19 protein-coding genes are annotated in these 18,276 nt (G+C 67.0%); 13 read left to right on the forward strand and 6 right to left on the reverse strand.

Features of this window, described 5'->3' with window-relative positions:
• The first annotated feature begins 2 nt into the window (after positions 1-2).
• Positions 3-623: an endonuclease III gene (gene nth / locus CSC76_RS10200; RefSeq protein ID WP_162109906.1), complete on the forward strand. Its 621-nt coding sequence runs from the start codon at positions 3-5 to the stop codon at positions 621-623.
• Between the two features lie 89 nt (positions 624-712).
• Positions 713-793, forward strand: a complete 81-nt coding sequence (locus CSC76_RS10205) for a hypothetical protein (RefSeq protein ID WP_425500854.1) — start codon at positions 713-715, stop codon at positions 791-793.
• Between the two features lie 185 nt (positions 794-978).
• Here the strand turns inward: CSC76_RS10205 and CSC76_RS10210 are convergent, their stop codons facing one another.
• Complete coding sequence (locus CSC76_RS10210; protein ID WP_162109907.1) at positions 979-2,277, reverse strand: OprO/OprP family phosphate-selective porin; 1,299 nt, start codon at positions 2,275-2,277, stop codon at positions 979-981.
• A 415-nt stretch (positions 2,278-2,692) separates the two neighbouring features.
• On the opposite strand from CSC76_RS10210, the gene pstS (CSC76_RS10215) reads away from it, so the two are divergent.
• The 10 genes from pstS (CSC76_RS10215) (at position 2,693) to rnt (ending at position 11,457) form a co-directional block, all read left to right on the forward strand.
• Positions 2,693-3,712 carry a phosphate ABC transporter substrate-binding protein PstS gene (gene pstS, locus CSC76_RS10215; RefSeq protein ID WP_238394934.1) on the forward strand — a complete coding sequence of 340 codons (1,020 nt, stop codon included), beginning with the start codon at positions 2,693-2,695 and terminating at the stop codon, positions 3,710-3,712.
• 217 nt (positions 3,713-3,929) lie between these two features.
• Positions 3,930-5,021: a phosphate ABC transporter substrate-binding protein PstS gene (gene pstS, locus CSC76_RS10220; RefSeq protein WP_162109949.1), complete on the forward strand. Its 1,092-nt coding sequence runs from the start codon at positions 3,930-3,932 to the stop codon at positions 5,019-5,021.
• An 82-nt stretch (positions 5,022-5,103) separates the two neighbouring features.
• The gene (gene pstC / locus CSC76_RS10225) at positions 5,104-6,075 is read left to right on the forward strand and encodes a phosphate ABC transporter permease subunit PstC (RefSeq protein ID WP_162109909.1); all 972 of its coding nucleotides are present in this window, start codon (positions 5,104-5,106) and stop codon (positions 6,073-6,075) included.
• A complete protein-coding gene (gene pstA / locus CSC76_RS10230; protein WP_162109910.1) occupies positions 6,075-6,929 on the forward strand; it encodes a phosphate ABC transporter permease PstA in 855 nt (284 codons plus the stop codon). The genes pstC and pstA overlap by 1 nt, the downstream gene beginning before the upstream one ends.
• Before the next feature lie 61 nt (positions 6,930-6,990).
• Positions 6,991-7,776: a phosphate ABC transporter ATP-binding protein PstB gene (pstB, locus tag CSC76_RS10235; protein WP_238394936.1), complete on the forward strand. Its 786-nt coding sequence runs from the start codon at positions 6,991-6,993 to the stop codon at positions 7,774-7,776.
• A gap of 8 nt (positions 7,777-7,784) precedes the next feature.
• Positions 7,785-8,495, forward strand: a complete 711-nt coding sequence (phoU, locus tag CSC76_RS10240; protein WP_162109912.1) for a phosphate signaling complex protein PhoU — start codon at positions 7,785-7,787, stop codon at positions 8,493-8,495.
• A 147-nt stretch (positions 8,496-8,642) separates the two neighbouring features.
• Entirely contained in the window at positions 8,643-9,056 is a 414-nt protein-coding gene (locus tag CSC76_RS10245; protein WP_162109913.1) for an HvfA family oxazolone/thioamide-modified RiPP metallophore, read from the forward strand.
• A 51-nt stretch (positions 9,057-9,107) separates the two neighbouring features.
• Positions 9,108-9,959 carry an HvfB family MNIO-type RiPP peptide maturase gene (locus tag CSC76_RS10250; RefSeq protein WP_162109914.1) on the forward strand — a complete coding sequence of 284 codons (852 nt, stop codon included), beginning with the start codon at positions 9,108-9,110 and terminating at the stop codon, positions 9,957-9,959.
• On the forward strand, positions 9,952-10,719 hold the full coding sequence (locus tag CSC76_RS10255) for an HvfC family RiPP maturation protein (protein ID WP_162109915.1): 768 nt from the start codon (positions 9,952-9,954) through the stop codon (positions 10,717-10,719). Before CSC76_RS10250 ends, CSC76_RS10255 begins: the two co-directional genes overlap by 8 nt.
• Before the next feature lie 108 nt (positions 10,720-10,827).
• Positions 10,828-11,457, forward strand: a complete 630-nt coding sequence (rnt, locus tag CSC76_RS10260) for a ribonuclease T (protein ID WP_162109916.1) — start codon at positions 10,828-10,830, stop codon at positions 11,455-11,457.
• A 162-nt stretch (positions 11,458-11,619) separates the two neighbouring features.
• Here rnt and rhtA read toward each other — a convergent pair whose 3' ends face one another.
• On the reverse strand, positions 11,620-12,510 hold the full coding sequence (rhtA, locus tag CSC76_RS10265) for a threonine/homoserine exporter RhtA (RefSeq protein ID WP_162109917.1): 891 nt from the start codon (positions 12,508-12,510) through the stop codon (positions 11,620-11,622).
• 120 nt (positions 12,511-12,630) lie between these two features.
• On the opposite strand from rhtA, the gene CSC76_RS10270 reads away from it, so the two are divergent.
• A complete protein-coding gene (locus CSC76_RS10270; RefSeq protein ID WP_162109918.1) occupies positions 12,631-13,167 on the forward strand; it encodes a helix-turn-helix domain-containing protein in 537 nt (178 codons plus the stop codon).
• Between the two features lie 12 nt (positions 13,168-13,179).
• Here the strand turns inward: CSC76_RS10270 and CSC76_RS10275 are convergent, their stop codons facing one another.
• From CSC76_RS10275 to rnr, 4 genes are all read right to left on the reverse strand, one after another.
• A complete protein-coding gene (locus tag CSC76_RS10275) occupies positions 13,180-14,370 on the reverse strand; it encodes a DmpA family aminopeptidase (RefSeq protein WP_162109919.1) in 1,191 nt (396 codons plus the stop codon).
• 10 nt (positions 14,371-14,380) lie between these two features.
• Complete coding sequence (gene rlmB / locus CSC76_RS10280; RefSeq protein ID WP_162109920.1) at positions 14,381-15,124, reverse strand: 23S rRNA (guanosine(2251)-2'-O)-methyltransferase RlmB; 744 nt, start codon at positions 15,122-15,124, stop codon at positions 14,381-14,383.
• A gap of 51 nt (positions 15,125-15,175) precedes the next feature.
• Complete coding sequence (locus tag CSC76_RS10285) at positions 15,176-15,649, reverse strand: GFA family protein (RefSeq protein ID WP_162109921.1); 474 nt, start codon at positions 15,647-15,649, stop codon at positions 15,176-15,178.
• Positions 15,650-15,836: 187 nt separating this feature from the next.
• Positions 15,837-18,176 carry a ribonuclease R gene (gene rnr, locus CSC76_RS10290; protein ID WP_425500855.1) on the reverse strand — a complete coding sequence of 780 codons (2,340 nt, stop codon included), beginning with the start codon at positions 18,174-18,176 and terminating at the stop codon, positions 15,837-15,839.
• Positions 18,177-18,276 lie beyond the last annotated feature (100 nt).

An 18,276-nucleotide genomic window follows, 5' to 3' on the forward strand; every position in this document is an offset into this window, starting at 1 on the left:
AAGTGGTGGAACTGTTCTCGCGGCTGCGCGAACTCAATCCGCGCCCGACGACGGAACTGGAATACGGCACGCCGTTCGAACTGCTGGTCGCGGTGACGCTGTCCGCGCAGGCCACCGACGTGGGCGTCAACAAGGCCACGCGACGCCTGTTCCCGGTGGCCAACACACCGGCGGCGATCCTCGCGCTGGGCGAAGACGGGCTGAAGAACTACATATCGACCATCGGCCTGTTCAACGCCAAGGCGAAGAATGTCATCGCCACCTGCCGGATCCTGCTCGAGCGGTACGACGGTGAAGTACCGCGCTCGCGCGAGGCGCTGGAAAGCCTGCCGGGCGTGGGCCGCAAGACCGCGAACGTAGTGCTCAACACCGCCTTCGGCGAGCCGACCATGGCGGTGGACACGCACATCTTCCGCGTGGCCAACCGCACGGGGCTTGCGCCCGGCAAGGATGTGCGCGCGGTGGAGGACAGGCTGATGAAGGTGGTGCCGGCGGAGTTCATGCAGGATGCGCATCATTGGCTCATCCTGCACGGCCGCTATGTGTGCAAGGCGCGCAAACCGGATTGCCCGCAGTGCGTGATCCGCGACCTCTGCCGGTTCAAGGACAAGACCGTCGCCTGACGCGGCGGCATCGCCTGCCGCCGGCGCGGCCTCGTTGCGAAGGGCGCCCCCAGGTTGTTGCGGGCCGGCTGATCCTGCACGGCCGCTATGTGTGCAAGGCGCGCAAACCGGACTGCCCGCAGTGCGTGATCCGCGACCTCTGCCGGTTCAAGCACAAGACGCTGCCTTGATGAACGACGGCAGGTAAGTCTGTCGCAGGCCACGAGGTCAGCGTTGTGTGGGAGCGACGTGAGTCGCGATCGACTCACCGGTAAAGCCGCCCCATCGCGACTTATGTCGCTCCCACAGTGACCTTTCAGACAAAAAAGCCCCGGGACGTGCCCGGGGCTTTCTCGTTTCCGGTACTGCGTGAGGCTTACCAGCTGAACTGCGTGCGCAGCGCGTACTGGGCGGTCTCGTCGCCGGTGACCTCGTTGTCGCCCTGGGTGTAGTTCAGCATGAAACGCAGGTTGGGGTTGACGTAGTAGTTGACGCCAAAGATCCAGCTGGTGACTTCGCGGTTCAGCGTCTCGTTCTCGGCATAGTCGTAGCGGCCGGTCAGTTCCCACAGCCCCTTGTCGGCGACCTTGGGCGAACCGAACACGCCGGTGGCACCCTTGTACGGCTTATGGCCGCCATTGAGCATGAAGCTACCCTGCACGTAGTAGGTCTTCACGTCCTGGTCGCGGCCTAGCGGCTGGCCGAAGGAAGCGTCGGCGTACTCGGCCTGGAAGAAGGCCGGGCCGAAGGAGCCGGCGGCTTCGACGGCGTACACGGTGACTTGGTTGCGGCTGGCGCCCGTGGTGGTGGCGATGTTCTGCGAGGGGCCACGGCGTCCGGCGTAATTGAAGGAGGCCGACAGGTTGTCCGAACCCTGGTTGGCGTTTTCGTAGCTGTACCAGGCGCCCAGGTGCAGCGTGTTGTTGTCGTTGTTGATCGGCGCGAAGGTCACGCGGCCGGACGCGCCCATGCCCTCGTTGCGCGAGTTGGCCGCGCCACGCAGGTTGAACACGGTGGCGCCGGCCGTGTAGTTGTCGCCCGCACGCAGGTAGCCCACGCCCTGCTGGAACTGGCGGCTACCGAACAGACCGGTGGCGGAGGCGAACGGACGCTCCATCATCAGCAGCTCGTTGGAGCTGGTCAGCTCTTCCATGGCGCGGTACGGCTTGAAGTGGCCGATGGTGAACTTGCCGCCCAGCGCGCTCTTGGCGATGTACGCGTCACGCAGGCCGTCCAGGTTGGTGCCGGCGCCGAAGTCCTGCTCCAGCTTGTATTCCCAGCCGTAGGCCTTGCCGCCCAGGGTCAGGCGGGCGCGGCGGAACTCGGTGGTGCCGGTGGCGCTGGCGAGATCGCGGTCGAAGGCGTAGGTGTCGAAATGGATACGGCCACCCACGGTCGCCTCGACCTTGCCGTCGGCGGAGGTCAGCTTGATGCCGCCCTTGGTGTCGATCTTCGGCGAGCCGGGGTTGAGTTTGTCCAGCTGCGCGGCGGTGTCGATATTGACGTCGGACTGCGCATCACTGCGCTCTTCCAGTTCGGCCACCTTGGCCGTCAGCGCTTCCAGCTGCGCCTTCAGTTCGGCGATCGTCTGGTCGCGGTTGTCGGCGGCGGATGCCGAGAAACTGGTGCTGCCCATGGCGACGGCAAGTGCGGCAGCCAGAAGGGAATAACGCATGGTGACTCTCCGGATGGAAGGTGGAGTAAGAGCGCGGGCTTCGCGGAAGCTTCGTTTCCCTTCGGAAATCATTAAGCGCCCGTCAAAGATGCGCTAAAGCATGAGAGTGAAATCTTGCAGTCACATGTGAGTTTCGTGACCGCAATGTGACAGTCGGCCGCCTGTGCAGCCAATGCCGGCCACGCCCGCGTGCCATGCACATATCTAGGACTCCTGGCATGGCCTTCCGTGCGGGTCGGTCAGCGCCCGCCCTCCCCTTGCTCTCGCATGCATGCGCCACGACGTCCGCCGGGCGACGTACCCGCCGTCACGGGACTGTCTTGATTGCGACACCGAGCTGTCACACAAACGTCGTGGAATGGCCACCCAACGGGCACGCCCGTGCCTTCCACCCTGCCAAAACCAGGAGTCTCCAGTGCTCAAATCCCTAAAGGCCCGCGCGGCAGCCGTGGCGTTTGCCGCCACGCTTTCGACCGGCGTGCTTGCTGCCGACATCACCGGCGCCGGCGCGACATTCATCTACCCCCTGCTCTCCAAGTGGTCCGCCGACTACAACGCCGCAACCGGCACCAAGATCAACTACCAGTCCATCGGTTCCGGTGGCGGTATCGCACAGATCAAGGCCGCCACGGTCGACTTCGGATCTTCGGACGCCCCGATGAAGCCGGAAGAACTGGCGAAGTACGGTCTGGGCCAGTTCCCATCCGCCATCGGCGGCGTCGTGCCGGTGGTCAACGTGGCCGGCGTCAAGGCCGGCGCGATGAAGTTCGACGGCCCGCTGTTGGCCGACATCTTCCTGGGCAAGGTCAAGATGTGGAACGACCCGCGCATCGTCGCGCTGAACGGTGGCATCCAGCTGCCGGAGCAGAAGATCACCGTGGTCCATCGCTCCGACGGCTCGGGCACCACGTTCAACTGGGTCAACTATCTGTCCAAGGTCAGCCCCGAGTGGAAGAGCACCGTGGGCGAAGGCACCAGTGTGAAGTGGCCGGCTGGCGTGGGCGGCAAGGGCAACGAAGGCGTGGCCGCCTATGTGAAGCAGATCAAGGGCGGCATCGGCTATGTCGAACTGTCGTATGCGCTGCAGAACAAGATGGCGTACGCCCGCATGAAGAACGCCGCCGGCAACTTCGTGCTGCCCAGCGACGAAACCTTCCAGGCCGCCGCCGCCAGCGCGGACTGGGCCAAGGCCAAGGATTTCTACCTGATCATGACCAATGCCCCGGGTGAGAACGCCTGGCCGGTGGCGGCAACCAACTTCATCATCATGTACAAGAAGCCGAAGAACGTGGAGCGCGCCAAGGCCACCAAGGAGTTCTTCCGCTGGGCCTACGCCAATGGTGACGCCCAGGCCAAGTCGCTGGACTACGTGCCGCTGCCGGATCCGCTGGTCAAGCAGATCGAAGCTTACTGGGCGCAGAACTACAAGTACTGATGCAGGCAACGTCCAGGACGCTCTCTCCGTTCCGGACCGCACGCGGCACCCTCTCCGCCGCCGCACGAGGCGGGCCTCCGGGCCCGCCTCTTTCTTTTCGGGCGGGCAGCCGTCGCACGGAACACGGAGACCCTGATGTCATCACGCTGTAACAAAAACATCATTTCATAGCGCCAATCCAAACTCGATCACGTTTCCGGAGCTCGCCATGTCGCGCATGTCATCAGTCCGTCTTGCTCTCGCCCCTCTCGCCATCGCACTGGCGGTCGCCGCCTGCAAGCCGGCCGGCGACAGCACGCCGGCAGCCGCCACGGGCGATCAGGCCGCTCTTCCGGGACAGGCTGCCACCGACAAGGTCTCGACCGAAATCACCGGTGCGGGCGCCACGTTCATCTATCCACTGTTGTCGCGCTGGTCCGCGGACTACAACAAGAGCACCGGCGCCAAGATCAACTACCAGTCCATCGGCTCCGGCGGCGGCATCGCCCAGATCAAGGCCGGCACGGTGGATTTCGGGTCGTCGGACAAGCCGTTGCCTCCGGAGGAACTGGCGCAGGCCGGTCTCGGCCAGTTCCCGTCCGCCATCGGCGGCGTGGTCCCCGTCGTCAACATCGAAGGCGTCGAAAGCGGCAAGCTGCGCCTCACCGGCCAGACGCTGGCCGACATCTATCTGGGCAAGATCACCGCCTGGAACGACCCGGCCCTGGCCGCGCTCAATCCCGGCCTGGCGCTCCCCGCTACCAAGATCAACGTGGTGAAGCGCTCCGACGGATCGGGCACCACCTTCAACTTCGTCAACTACCTGTCCAAGGTCAGTCCGGAATGGAAGGAAAAAGTGGGTGAGGGCACCTCCGTGAACTGGCCGGTCGGCATCGGCGGCAAGGGCAACGAAGGTGTCGCCGCCTACGTCAAGCAGATCAAGGGTTCCATCGGCTACGTCGAACTGGCATACGCCACGCAGAACGGCATGGCCTACACCGCCATGCAGAATGCGGCCGGCACGTTCGTGCAGCCCAGCGCCGCCAGCTTCCAGGCGGCCGCCGCCACCGCCGACTGGGCGACCGCCAAGGATTTCAGCCTGGTCATCACCAACGCGCCGGGCCCGGATGCCTGGCCGATCGCGGCAACCAACTTCATCCTCATGTACAAGCAGCCCAAGGACGCCAAGCGCTCCCAGGACGCGTTCGATTTCTTCAAGTGGGCGCTGGAGAACGGCCAGCCGCAGGCGGACGAACTGCACTTCGTCCCGCTGCCAAAGCCGCTTGTGGAGCAGGTGGAAGCGTACTGGGCGGCCGAGTTCAAGCTGTAACCAGAACGACATCGACCGCGGGCCACCATGACGGCCCGCGGCCCTGTGCCCGCCCCCTTCTCATCCGGTTGATTCCCCTTCGATGAATGCCGCCACCCTGCCCACCGCAAAGCTCGCCGACCGCGACGTGAAGGACACCCGTGCAGACAGCGGTTTCCGCTGGCTCGTCACGGGTGCCGGCATTCTGGTCCTGCTATCCCTCACTGCCGCGGCGCTGTCGATGCTGTGGGGCGGGCGCGCCGCGTTCGCCAAGTTCGGCCTGGAGTTCTTCTGGCGCGATGCCTGGAATCCGGTGCTGCAGGACTTCGGCGCGCTCGTGCCCATTTACGGCACGCTGGTCACCGCACTGATCGCGATGCTGATCGCTGTCCCGGTCAGCTTCGGCATCGCCATGTTCCTGACCGAGATCGCACCCAAATGGCTGCGCACTCCCATCGGCGCCGCGATCGAGCTGCTGGCAGGCATCCCATCCATCATCTACGGCATGTGGGGCCTGTTCGTGCTGGTCCCGTTCCTTGCCGAGCACGTGTATCCGTGGATGGACGAGAACATGGGCCAGCTTCCGGTGATCGGCGCGCTGTTCTCGGGCCCGCCGCTCGGTCTGGGCATGGGGACCGCTGGCCTGGTTCTGGCGATCATGGTGATCCCCTTCATTTCCTCGGTGATGCGCGAAGTGTTCCTGACGGTACCCGGCCGCCTGAAGGAATCCGCTTACGCGCTGGGCTCGACGCGCTGGGAAGTGGTCTGGGACATCGTGCTGCCCTACACCCGTTCGGCAGTGATCGGCGGCGTGTTCCTGGGACTGGGCCGCGCTCTCGGCGAGACCATGGCCGTCACGTTCGTGCTGGGCAATGCGCACAGCCTGACGCTCTCGTTGCTGGAACCGGGCAACTCCATCGCGGCCACCATCGCCAACGAGTTCGCCGAAGCCGATTCCCCGATGTACCTGTCGTCGCTGATCGCGCTGGGCTTCGTCCTCTTCATGGTGACGTTCGTGGTGCTGTCGATCGCCCGCCTGATGCTGCGCCAACTCAACAAGCGGGAGGGCAACTGATGAGCACGCCCCTGTACGGCTACCGCCAGTTCAAGAACATCGCCGCACAGACGCTGGCGATCATCGCCACCGTCTTCGGTCTGTTCTGGCTGGTATGGATCCTGTGGACCACGTTCACCAAGGGCCTGAGCAGCCTGAACATGGACCTGTTCACGCACATGACGCCGCCGCCGGGCGATGAAGGTGGCGGCATGCTCAATGCCTTCTTCGGCAGTGCGGCCATGAGCCTGCTCGGCATCGTGATTGGTGCGCCCATCGGCGTGCTGGCCGGCACCTTCCTGGCCGAATACTCGCAGAAGAGCTGGATCGGCGAATCCGTACGTTTCGTCAACGACATCCTGCTGTCGGCGCCCTCGATCGTGCTGGGCCTGTTCGTGTACACGCTGGTGGTGGCGCAGATGGGCCACTTCTCGGCGCTGGCGGGTGGCATCGCACTGGCCTTCATCGTATTGCCCGTCGTGGTCAGGACCACGGACGAGATGCTGCGCCTGGTACCCTCCCAGATGCGCGAGGCCGCCCTGTCGCTGGGCGTGCCGCAGTGGAAGGTGATCGTGCAGGTGCTGTATCGCTCGTCGCTGCCCGGCATCGTGACGGGCATCCTGCTGGCGCTGGCGCGCATCAGCGGTGAAACCGCCCCCCTGCTGTTCACGGCTCTCAACAACCAGTACTGGACGACCGACCTGACCTCGCCGATGGCCAACGTGCCCGTGGTGATCTTCCAGTTCGCGATGAGCCCCTACGAGAACTGGCACACGCTGGCCTGGGCCGGCGCCTTCGTCCTCACGATGTTCGTGCTGCTCGTCAGTTTGCTGGCCCGCGCCATCGTTCTGCGGAACAAGATCACCCATGAATGACATGACCTCTCCCACTGTTCCCCGGACCCCGGCCATGAACGACGCAAAGCTCAACCTCGCCATGCCCGACCGTGTCGCCTCCGACGAGCCGACGCGCGTCAAACTGGCCGCAAAGGGCCTGGATTTCTACTACGGCGACTTCCATGCGCTGAAGGGCATCAACCTGGAAATCCCCGAGAAGCGGGTGACCGCCCTGATCGGCCCTTCCGGCTGCGGCAAGTCCACCCTGCTGCGCATCTTCAACCGCATCTATTCGCTGTACCCCAAGCTGCGCGCCACCGGCGAGGTGCTGCTGGACGGCGACAACATCCTCGACGCCAAGTACCCGATGAACCGCCTGCGCAGCAAGGTGGGCATGGTGTTCCAGAAGCCGGTGCCGTTCCCGATGACGATCTACGAGAACGTCGCCTACGGCATCCGCCACCACGAACGCCTGGGCAAGGCCGACATGGACGTGCGCGTCGAACAGGCGCTCCGCCAGGCGGCCCTGTGGGACGAGGCCAAGGACAAGCTGAAGCAGAGTGCGCTGGGCCTGTCCGGCGGCCAGCAGCAGCGGCTGTGCATCGCACGCGCCGTCGCGCTGCGTCCGGACGTGATCCTGCTGGATGAACCGACCTCGGCGCTGGACCCCATCTCGACCAGCAAGATCGAGCAGCTGATCGAGGAACTGAAGCACCAGTACACCATCGCCATCGTCACCCACAACATGCAGCAGGCCGCGCGCGTCTCGGACTACACCGCCTTCATGTACCTGGGCGAGCTGGTGGAGCACGACGTCACCTCGACCATCTTCTCCAACCCCGGCAAGCAGCAGACGGAAGACTACATCACCGGCCGTTTCGGCTGAGGACGCCCATGAACACCCAACCGAACGACCATATCGTGAAGAGTTACGACGAAGAACAGCGCCGCATCGTGGCCGAGATCGTGCGCATGGGCGAAACCGCCGTGGCCCAGCTGGAAGCCGCGCTGGACGTGGTCGAACGCCGGGACGACAAGGCCGCGCAGCGCATCATCGCCAACGACGAGGCCATCGACGCCATCGAGCACCAGGTCAGCCATGACGTGATGCACCTGGCCCTGCGTGGCCCGATGGCGCGCGACCTGCGCGAGATCCTCGCCGGCCTGCGCATCCCGGCCGACATTGAGCGCATCGGCGACTACGCCGCCAACGTGGCCAAGCGCTCCATCGCGCTGAACGTGTCGCCGCCGATGCCGCAGATCACCGGCCTGCGCGCGCTCGGCAAGCTGGCGGCCCGGCAGGTCCGCGACGTGCTGGTGGCCTACCAGAACAGCGATGCCGAGCAGGCCGTGCAGGTGCGCGCGCGCGACGCCGAACTGGATGCGCACTACACCGCGCTGTTCCGCGAACTGCTGACCTACATGATGGAAGACCCGCGCAACATCACGCCGTGCACCCATCTGCTGTTCATGGCCAAGAACCTGGAACGGATCGGCGACCACGCCACCAACATCGCCGAGAACGTGTGGTTCCTGGTGCATGGCGACCAGCCGCTGCCGCCGCGCGACAAGCGCGACGAGACCAGCACCACCGGCGCGGTCTGACCCGTACCGCAACGCAGCACCCGGAACGCCCCGCCCTGCGGGGCGTTTCCGTTTCCGCCCGGCGCGCATACGAACCGCTAACAAGGCGCGGCTACAATCCCGGCACGCCGGTGCGGATCCCCCGCACCTTCCCGGGAGAGAGACCAGATGTCCAAGACCACCACCAAACCCGCCGCCGTGGCCGTCGCGCTGGCCGGCGGCATCCTGCTGGCCGGCTCGACGTTCGCGATGGAACCCCTGGCGCAGGGTTACCTGCTGGCCGCACCCGAGGCCGCGAAGGCGGGCGAAGGCAAATGTGGCGAAGGCAAGTGCGGCGAGGGCAAATGCGGCATGGCCAAGGCCGACACCGACAAGGACGGCAAGGTCTCGCAGGCCGAATTCGACGCCATGCACCCTGGCCAGGCGGCGATGTTCGCCGGGATGGACACCAACAAGGACGGGTTCATCGACGCTGCCGAGCACAAGGCCAGCACCGGCGCCAAGGGTGCCGAGGGCAAATGCGGTGAAGGCAAGTGCGGCGAGGGCAAGTGCGGCGGCGACAAGAAGACCGGCGACAAGTGAGTCCATGAGCGCGGATCCCGGCATCGTGGCCGGGATCCGGCTCCGCGCCGCATGACGACACGCCTTCCCTCCGCGTCCGCAGGCCTGGGCCTGCGACGCGCCCTGCTCGACGACCTGCGGGGAGCACCCGCGGGCACGTTCGACGTCCTCGAATGTGCCCCGGACAACTGGATCGGGGTCGGTGGTCGTCTCGGGGAAGCCCTGCACGACCTTTCATCGCAATACCCGCTGACCTGCCACGGACTGTCGCTGTCGCTCGGCGGCATGGCCCCGCTGGACGACACCTTCCTCGCCCGCACGCGCCGCTTCCTCGACCAGCACGACGTCGTCCTGTACAGCGAGCACCTGAGCTACTGCGCGGACGACGGCCACCTGTATGACCTGATGCCGATCCCCTTCACCGAGGAAGCCGTACACCATGTCGCCGCGCGCATCCGCCAGGCGCAGGATGCGCTGGGCCGGCGCATCGCGGTGGAGAACGTCTCCTACTACGCGGCCCCCTACCAGGCGATGGCGGAAGCCGACTTCATCGATGCGGTGCTGGAAGAGGCCGATTGCGACCTGCTGCTGGACGTCAACAACCTCTTCGTCAACGCCATCAACCATGGCTACGACGCGCGGAACTTCCTCGCCCGCATGCCGTCCGCGCGGATCGTCTCGTATCACGTCGCCGGCCATTACGACGAAGCCGACGACCTGAAAGTGGACACGCATGGTGCGCCGGGGAAGGACGTCGTGTGGTCGCTGCTGGCGCTGGCCTACGAACGGCACGGCGTGCCCCCCCCCCTGCTGGAGCGGGATTTCAACTTCCCGCCGCTGGCCGAACTCGCCGCGGAAGTGCAGCGGATCCGCGACCTGCAATCCGCACACGCCGGCACGGCGGCGCGCATGGCCCATGGCTGACACCCTGCAAGACCAGCAGTTCGCGCTCTCCCGCCACCTGCGCGATCCCTCTCATCCGCCGCCGCCCGGCATCGAGGAACGTCGGCTCGCGATCTATCGCGACCTGTTCTTCAACAATATCGAGAGCCTGCTGGCGGGCAATTTCCCGGTGATCCGACAAACGCTGCGAGACGACGCCTGGCGCCGCCTCGTGCGCAGCTTCTACGCCCGGCACCGTAGCCAGACCCCGTTGTTTCCCGAGATCGCGCGCGAGTTCATCCGCTTCCTGGAAACCCGCACCGGCGACAGCGACCCGCCGTGGCTGCGCGAACTGGCGCATTACGAATGGGTGGAACTGGCGCTGCAGATCGCCGACGACGCCACGCCGTCGCACGATCCCCGCGGCGACCTGCTCGCGGACGTGCCCGTCGTGTCGCCCTTTGCCTGGGCACTGGCCTACCAGTGGCCCGTGCACCGCATCGGTCCGGACTTCCAGCCCGACCTGCCGCCGCCGGAGCCGACCCTGCTGCTGGTACGCCGCGACGCCAGCCACCAGGTGCGCTTCGCCGCGATCTCGCCGCTGGTCTATCGCCTGATCGAATTGCTCGGCGAAGGCCGCCGCAGCGGGAGCGACGTACTGCGGCACCTGGCGACGGAGGCGGGCGTGGATGACGTGCCGGCCTTCGTCGACCAGGGAGCCGCGATGCTCGTGCGCATGCGCGATGAAGGCACCCTGCTGGGTACCGCCGGAGCCCCGTTTCCCAGCGTGGGAGCGACGTAAGTCGCGATCGCTTTACCCGGTCCGTGCATCGCGACTCACGTCGCTCCCACGCTTGCGATTCCACCTCCCGTCGGAGTCCGGCCGCAGGGACCTGCTACCCTTTCCCTCATGGAAAACACCGCCGAACCCGTCCGCACCACCCCCATGGCCCGCCGCTTCCGCGGCTACCTGCCCGTCGTGGTGGACGTGGAGACCGGCGGCTTCGACTGGAACCGCCACGCCCTGCTCGAACTGGCCGCCGTGCCGCTGGATCTGGACGAGAACGGCCTGCTGGTGATGGGCACCACTTCCAGCGTGCACCTGCACCCGGCGCCCGGCACCGAGATCGACCCCAAGTCGCTGGAGGTCACCGGGATCGACCTGGATCATCCGTTCCGCTTCGCCAAGCACGAGAAGGAGGCGCTGGACCATGTGTTCGCGCCGGTGCGCGCGGCGGTGAAGAAGCACGGCTGCCAGCGCGCGATCCTGGTGGGCCACAACGCGCACTTCGACCTGAACTTCCTCAATGCGGCGGTGGCGCGGGTCGGCCACAAGCGCAACCCGTTCCATCCCTTCAGCGTGTTCGACACGGTGACGCTGGCCGGCGTGGCCTATGGCCAGACCGTACTGGCGCGGGCCGTCGCCGCCGCCGGCTTCGACTGGAACGCCGAAGACGCGCACTCCGCCGTCTACGATGCCGAGCAGACCGCGCGCCTGTTCTGCACCATCGCCAACGCCTGGCCCAAGCCACTGGGCTGAAGCGTCCTGCCGGCGCCACCCTGCCACTGACCGCGCTCCAGGCCGACATCGTCGCCCGGCGGATCGACGCCATCGTCATTGCGTCCACCGCTCCCGGCAGGCCGGGCGTGGTGTTCTGCTGCCATCTCCGTACGACCTGGCGCGCTGTCGCGCCCTGCCCGCCTAGCCTTCGCCGCTGCCCGCCGAGTCCACCGGCGGCCGTGCGGTCATCGCCGCGCCCGCCGATGCGACGATGATCGCGCCGATCGCCAGCCACTGCAGCACGGTGAGTTGTTCGTGCAGGAATAGCAGGCCGCACAGTGCACCGATGGCGGGCTCCAGGCTCATCAGCATGCCGAAGGTACGCGTCGGCAGTTTCGTCAGCGCCACCATCTCCAGGCTGTAGGGCAGCGCGGTGGACAACAGCGCCACCCCGAACGCGATGGGCAGCAGCGCGGGCGAGAGCAGCGCGGTGCCTGCATGCGCCACGCCGAACGGCACGGCGACCAGTGCGGCGATGGAGGTGCCCAAGGCGACGGTCTGCGGTCCGTGGTCGTTGCCGGCCTTCTGCCCGAACACGATGTACAGCGCCCAGCACGTACCCGCGCCGAGCGCATAGGCCGCACCGACGGGGTCCAATGCCTGCGTACCCTGCTCCGGTACCAGCAGCACCAGTCCCAGCACGGCCAGTGCGACCCAGACCACGTCGCGCAGGTGGCGCGAGCCGAACAGCGCCACCGCCAATGGACCGGTGAACTCCAGCGCGATGGCGATGCCCAGAGGCACCGTTTCCAGCGACTTGTAGAACATCAGGTTCATCAGGCCCAGCGAGATGCCGTACGCCAGCAGCGCGGGCCACTGGTGCCGCTGGACGCGCATGCGCCAGGGGCGGAACACCGCGACCAGCAGCAGCGTCGCCAAGGCCAGGCGCAGCGCGGTTGCGCCCGTCGCCCCGACGGCGGGAAACAGATGCTTGGCCAGCGATGCGCCCGACTGGATGGAGACCATGGCGACCAGCAGCAGGGCGATCGGCTGCCAGCGCGATGCGGCGGGAGATGACGAGACGAAGTTCATGGGGAAAACTTTCTGTCAGGGCACGCGGAGCGCCCTGTGCTTGTGGGGGGATACGATTGCGCACTATATTGCGCAATCGAAAGCTTAGCTGATGCGCAATATATTGCGCAACCCCTCTCCATGAGCGTACTCGAACACGTGGCCGAGAACGTCCGCCGCCTGCGGACCGCCGCCGGACTCAGCCAGCAGGCCCTGGCCGAGACGGCCGACGTCAGCCGGCGGATGCTGGTCGGCATCGAATCCGGCGACGCCAATGTCAGCCTGAACACCCTGGACCGCATCGCTGAAGCGCTGCAGGTCAGCTTCGCCGATCTGGTGAAGGCCCCTGCCCGGGATCTGCGCCGGATCGAAGCCCTCGCCTGGAGCGGCAGTACGCCCGGCTCGCAGGCCGTGCTGTTGGCCACCGCGCCCGCGGCGCACGATGTCGAACTCTGGGCGTGGACGCTGATGCCCGGAGATCGCTACACCTCGGGCGCCGATCCCGCCGGCTGGCACGAGATGTTCTACGTCATCGAGGGACGGCTGACGGTGGAACTGCCCAGTGGCGAGCAGGCGATCGACGCGGGCGACTTCTTCGTCTTCCCCAGCGATTGCCGCTACGCCTACCGCAACGACGGGGAGACGCCGTTGCGCTTCATCCGCAACGTCGTGCACTGAGCAACATGCGCATCACTTCGCCGGGGCGATACCGTGCCGGCGCAGGATGTCGCGCACCCGATCCAGCGGAATCGCTTCGACCGTCTCGCCGTTGCCGCTGATCGTGGTCGCCATGAAGATCGCGTTGTAGATCGCCTCCTCGACGGCCTCTACGCTGGCCTGGAACACCGCGCTCATCTGCTCGTTGGCCAGTTCCGAGGTGTCCAGCCTCGGGGCATCGAAGGCATGGCGGACCGAGTCCGCGGTGGAGAACGCGAGCACATAGTCGCCACTGCCGTTGGACGCCGAACTGCCGGTGCGGCCCAGGCCCATCATCGCGCGCGAGGCGACGCGACGCAGGTTGCGGTCGCCCAGCGGCGCATCGGTGGCGATGACGATGATGATGGAACCGTCCCCGCGGTCGTCCGCCAGGCCTCGCGGACCGTCGGTGCTGGCCGCCACTGCGTTCTGGAATGCATAGCGGTCGAGCTCGCGCCCGACCGGCGCACCCGCCACCTGCAGCACGCCTCCGAAATTGGCCTGCACCAGCACGCCCACCGTCCATCCGCCCAGCGATGCGGGCAGCCTGCGCGAGGAGGTGCCGATACCGCCTTTCCAGCCGAACGCCACGGTGCCGGTGCCCGCTCCCACGCTGCCTTCCTGCACGTGGCCGCCGCTGGCCGTCTCCAGCGCGCGCCGCACGGCCTGGGCGGTGACAGGGCGCGCGCGGATGTCGTTGAGTCCCCCATCGTTGGTCTCGCCGACCACCACGTTGAGCGACCGTACCTGCTGCATGTCCGGACGCTCCAGCATCCACGCCGCCATCGCATCGGCGGCCTTCCACACGCACAAGGTGCAGGTCAGCACGATGGGCGTTTCCAGTTCGCCCAGTTCGTTCACCTGGGTGCTGCCGATGAACTTGCCGAAGCCGTTGCCGACATGCACGGCGGCAGGCACGCGCGAACGGTAGGGATTGCCGGGATGCGGCAGGATCGCGGTGACGCCGGTGCGCACGGTGTCGCCTTCCACCAAGGTCACCTGGCCGACTCGCACGCCGGCCACGTCGGTGATCGCGTTGTGCGTGCCGGGGGCGAAGATGCCCGGCGCCACGCCGAGGTCGCGTGCACGCGCGCGGGGCGCGTCCTGCGCGAAGGTGCCGGCGGAAACGACGGCCAGCAGCAACGCCGCCAGCCGGATCGGAGAACGGTGCGGCGCTGCAGGCATGCGGATTCCCTTATTGGCGTTGGCGGACGGCTTCGAACAGGGTGACGCCGGCGGCGACCGACACGTTGAGGCTCTCGATCTCGCCGGGCATGGGAATCTTCACCAGGCCATCGCAGTGCTCGCGCGTCAGCCGGCGCAGGCCGTCGGCCTCGCCGCCCAGCACCAGCGCGACGTTGCCGCGCAGGTCGAGTGAATACAGCGACGCCTCGGCTTCACCCGCCAGGCCATAGATCCAGACGCCGAGCTGCTGCAGGTCGCGCAGGCAGCGCGAGAGGTTGGTGACTTGCACCACCGGGATGCGGTCGGCCGCACCGGCCGAGGTCTTGCGCACGGTGGCGTTGACGCCCACCGACTTGTCCTTGGGAATCACCACCGCAGTGACGCCGGCACCGGCGGCGCTGCGCAGGCACGCGCCCAGGTTGTGCGGGTCCTGCACGCCGTCCAGCACCAACAGCAGCGCCTTGCCTTCGGCGGCTTCCACCAGGCCCTGCAGCTCGCCCTCGTCCCAGCTCTTGGCGGCGGCATAGCGGGCGGCGACGCCCTGGTGGCGCAACGAGCCGGCCACGCCGTCCAGCGCCTGCCCGGTGACGCGGCGCACATCGATGCCCTTGCGGCGCGCGTTCTCTTCGATCTCGGTCAGGCGCGCGTTCTTGCTGCCGCCCTCGACCAGCACCTCGCGCACGTTGTCGGCGTCGTTCTCGATGGCCGAGGCCACCGCATTGACGCCGACGATCCACTGGTTCTGCTTGCTCATGCGCTGTACGGCCGCGTTGGAAAGGCCGGCATTATCGCATCGACCGCCCGGTCAGCGCGGCGGCCAGGCCGGCGTGTCGTGGTCCGGATGCTGGTAGGAGACGACGCCGGCGAGGAAGGCGGCCGCGGCCTCGTCCTCCTCGGTACGCCGCTGCGGCAGCGCCGGCAGGTCGTCCACATAGGGCAGCTTGCCCTCCACGCCGTACTGCACCCACGGCGCCAGGGGGCGGGGATCATCGAACGCGCCCGCCGCCACCGCCACGCCATCCGGCGCCTCGTAGGTCAACGGCGTGCCGCAGTCGGCGCAGAAGCCGCGGCGGACCACGTTGGACGACTGGAACCGCTTCGGCTCACCGCGTGTCCATTCCAGTACCGCACCGCGCGTGGACACCAATGGCGCGTAGTAGGCACCGAACGCCTTCTGGCACATGCGGCAATGGCAGATGGACGCGTCGTTCAAGTCGCCGGTGACGCAGAAGCGGATCGCACCGCATTGGCAGCCGCCGGTGTGGATTTGGGTGGACATGGGGACATCATCCTGGAAGATGCTATGCCGTGCTGTAGGGCCGTGATCGAGCTGCGTCCGTCTGCAACCCCGTTCGTCATCCCGGCGCACGCCGGGATCCATCTTGATCCTGCTGTTGCCTTGGATACGGGACAAGAAGCAAGATCAAAATGGGTCCCAGCTTGCGCTGGGACGACGACGTACTTGCTCAATACTTCCGCTTCTTCCGCTTGGCCGGCTGGCCACGTGGCGGAGGCGGCGGCAGGCCCTGGTCCTGCTTGTCCTCCACCAGGCGGAAGTCGATCTTGCGCTCTTCCAGGCTGGCCTTCAGCACGATGATGCGCACCCGGTCGCCCAGCCGGAACGACATGCCGCGACGCTCGCCGGACAGCGTCTTGCGGAGCGGATCGAAGTGGTAATAGTCGTGCGGCAGCTGGGTCACGTGGACCAGCCCGTTGACCTTGGACTGGTCCAGCTCCACGAACAGGCCGAAGCTGGTGACGCCACTGATGACGCCGTCGAACTGGCCGCCGACATGCTGCTCCATCCAGGCCGCGCGGTAGCGTTCGTCGACCTCGCGCTCGGCTTCGTCGGCACGGCGCGCACGCTCCGAACACTGCAGCGAAAGCGCCGCCATCTCGTGTTCGGAATACTGGAATTTCTCCGGCTTTCCCTTGGTCAGCGCGTACTTGATGGCGCGGTGCACGAGCAGGTCGGGATACCGCCGGATCGGCGAAGTGAAGTGTGCGTAGGCTTCCAGCGCCAGGCCGAAGTGACCGGCATTGTCCGGCGAGTAGACCGCCAGGCTCTGGCTGCGCAGCACCACCGATTCCAGCAGGGCCACGTCGGGACGCTCACGGATCTTCTTCAGCAACTGGGTGAAATCCCGTGGCTGCACCTTGCCCCAGGGCGGCAGGCTCAACTTGAATTCCTTGAGGAACTCGAGCAGGTCGGCGTACTTGGATTCCGGCGGCCGGTCGTGCACGCGGTACGGCGCGGGAATGCGCGCGCCCAACAGGAACCGGGCGGCCTCCACGTTGGCCGCAATCATGCATTCCTCGATCAGCTTGTGCGCATCGTTCCGCTGCAGCATGCCGGCCTGGGTGACCTCCCCGCGATTGTCCAGTTCGAAGCGGACTTCGGACGTCTCGAACTCGATCGCGCCGCGCTTCTCGCGCGCCTTGGCCAGCAGGCCATACAGCTCGTGCAGGCGCTCGACCTGCGGCAGCAGCGCGCCGATGGACTGGCGGGCCTCGGCGTCGCCCTCGCCCACCGCCTTCCACACCTGGTCGTAGGGCAGGCGTGCGTTCGAACGCATCACCGCCTCGTAGAACTTCGACTGGGTGACTTCGCCCTCGCTGTTGACCTGCATGTCGCAGACGAAGCACATGCGGTCCACTTTCGGATTCAGCGAGCAGATGCCGTTGGACAAGGTCTCCGGCAGCATGGGCACCACGAAACCCGGGAAGTACACCGACGTCGCACGCTTCTGCGCCTCATCGTCCAGCGGCGTGCCGGGACGCACGTAGTGCGAGACATCGGCGATGGCCACGACCAGGCGATAGCCGCTGCGGTTCTTCATGCGCAGGCCCTGGCGATTGCTCTCGCAATACACCGCATCGTCGAAGTCCTTCGCGTCGGCGCCGTCGATGGTCACCAGCGGCATGTCGCGCAGGTCGACGCGGTTGCCGATCATCGCCGGCTCGATCACCAGCGGTACCGCCGTGGCCTCGTCCAGCACCTCCTGCGGGAACTCGTGCGGCAGGTTGTGGCCGTGGATCGCGGCCTCCACCACCAGCGACGGCGTCAGGCTGTCGCCCAGCACGGCGATGACCTTGCCGATGGGCGGGCGACGCGCATCCGGCGCCTGGGTCAGCTCGACCACCACCAGCTGGCCATCGCGCGCGCCGCCAGTGGCGTCCTGCGGGATCTGGACGTTGCGCTGGATGCGCTTGTCGTCCGGCGCCACGTAGGCGATGCCGACCTCGAAGCCGAAACGGCCGATCAGCCGGGTGACCCCGCGTTCCAGCACGCGCGCGATGCTGCCTTCGCGGCGGCCGCGCCGGTCGATGCCGGTGACGTTGGCCAGCGCACGGTCGCCATGCATGACCTTGCGCATTTCATAGGGCGGCAGGAACAGGTCGTCGCCCCCGCCGGCGTCGGGCCGCAGGAAGCCGAAACCGTCCGGGTTGGCGATCACCGTGCCGGCGATCAGCGCGGTGTGCTGCACCGGCGCGAAACCGCCGCGCCGGTTCTGCACCAGTTGTCCGTCGCGGACCATCGCGCCCAGGCGCTTGGACAGGGCCTCGAAGCGGTCGGGTGCCTGCAGGCCCAGCGGACCGGCGATCTCCTCGGCCGTCTGCGGTCCCTCGGCGGCCTCGAGGAAACCGAGGATGGCTTCGCGACTGGCGATGGGCTGGTCATAACGTTGCGCTTCGCGCTGCGCGTGCGGGTCGACGAAACGCCCCGACGTGCGCGCGGGCGCGGCGCGGCGCGTGGCCGGCGCCGAAGACTTCGCCCCGCCGCCGGTCGGCGGGAGGTCGGGCATCCAGGGGGGGAGGCTCTTCCCGGTCTTGGCGGGTTTGCCCGATCGCTGCCCGACACTCTTCGTGCGCGGGGTGCTTCCCTTGCCGGCGCCGCTCTTGCCG

Source organism: Pseudoxanthomonas mexicana (assembly GCF_010093385.1).
Classification (GTDB): domain Bacteria; phylum Pseudomonadota; class Gammaproteobacteria; order Xanthomonadales; family Xanthomonadaceae; genus Pseudoxanthomonas_A; species Pseudoxanthomonas_A mexicana.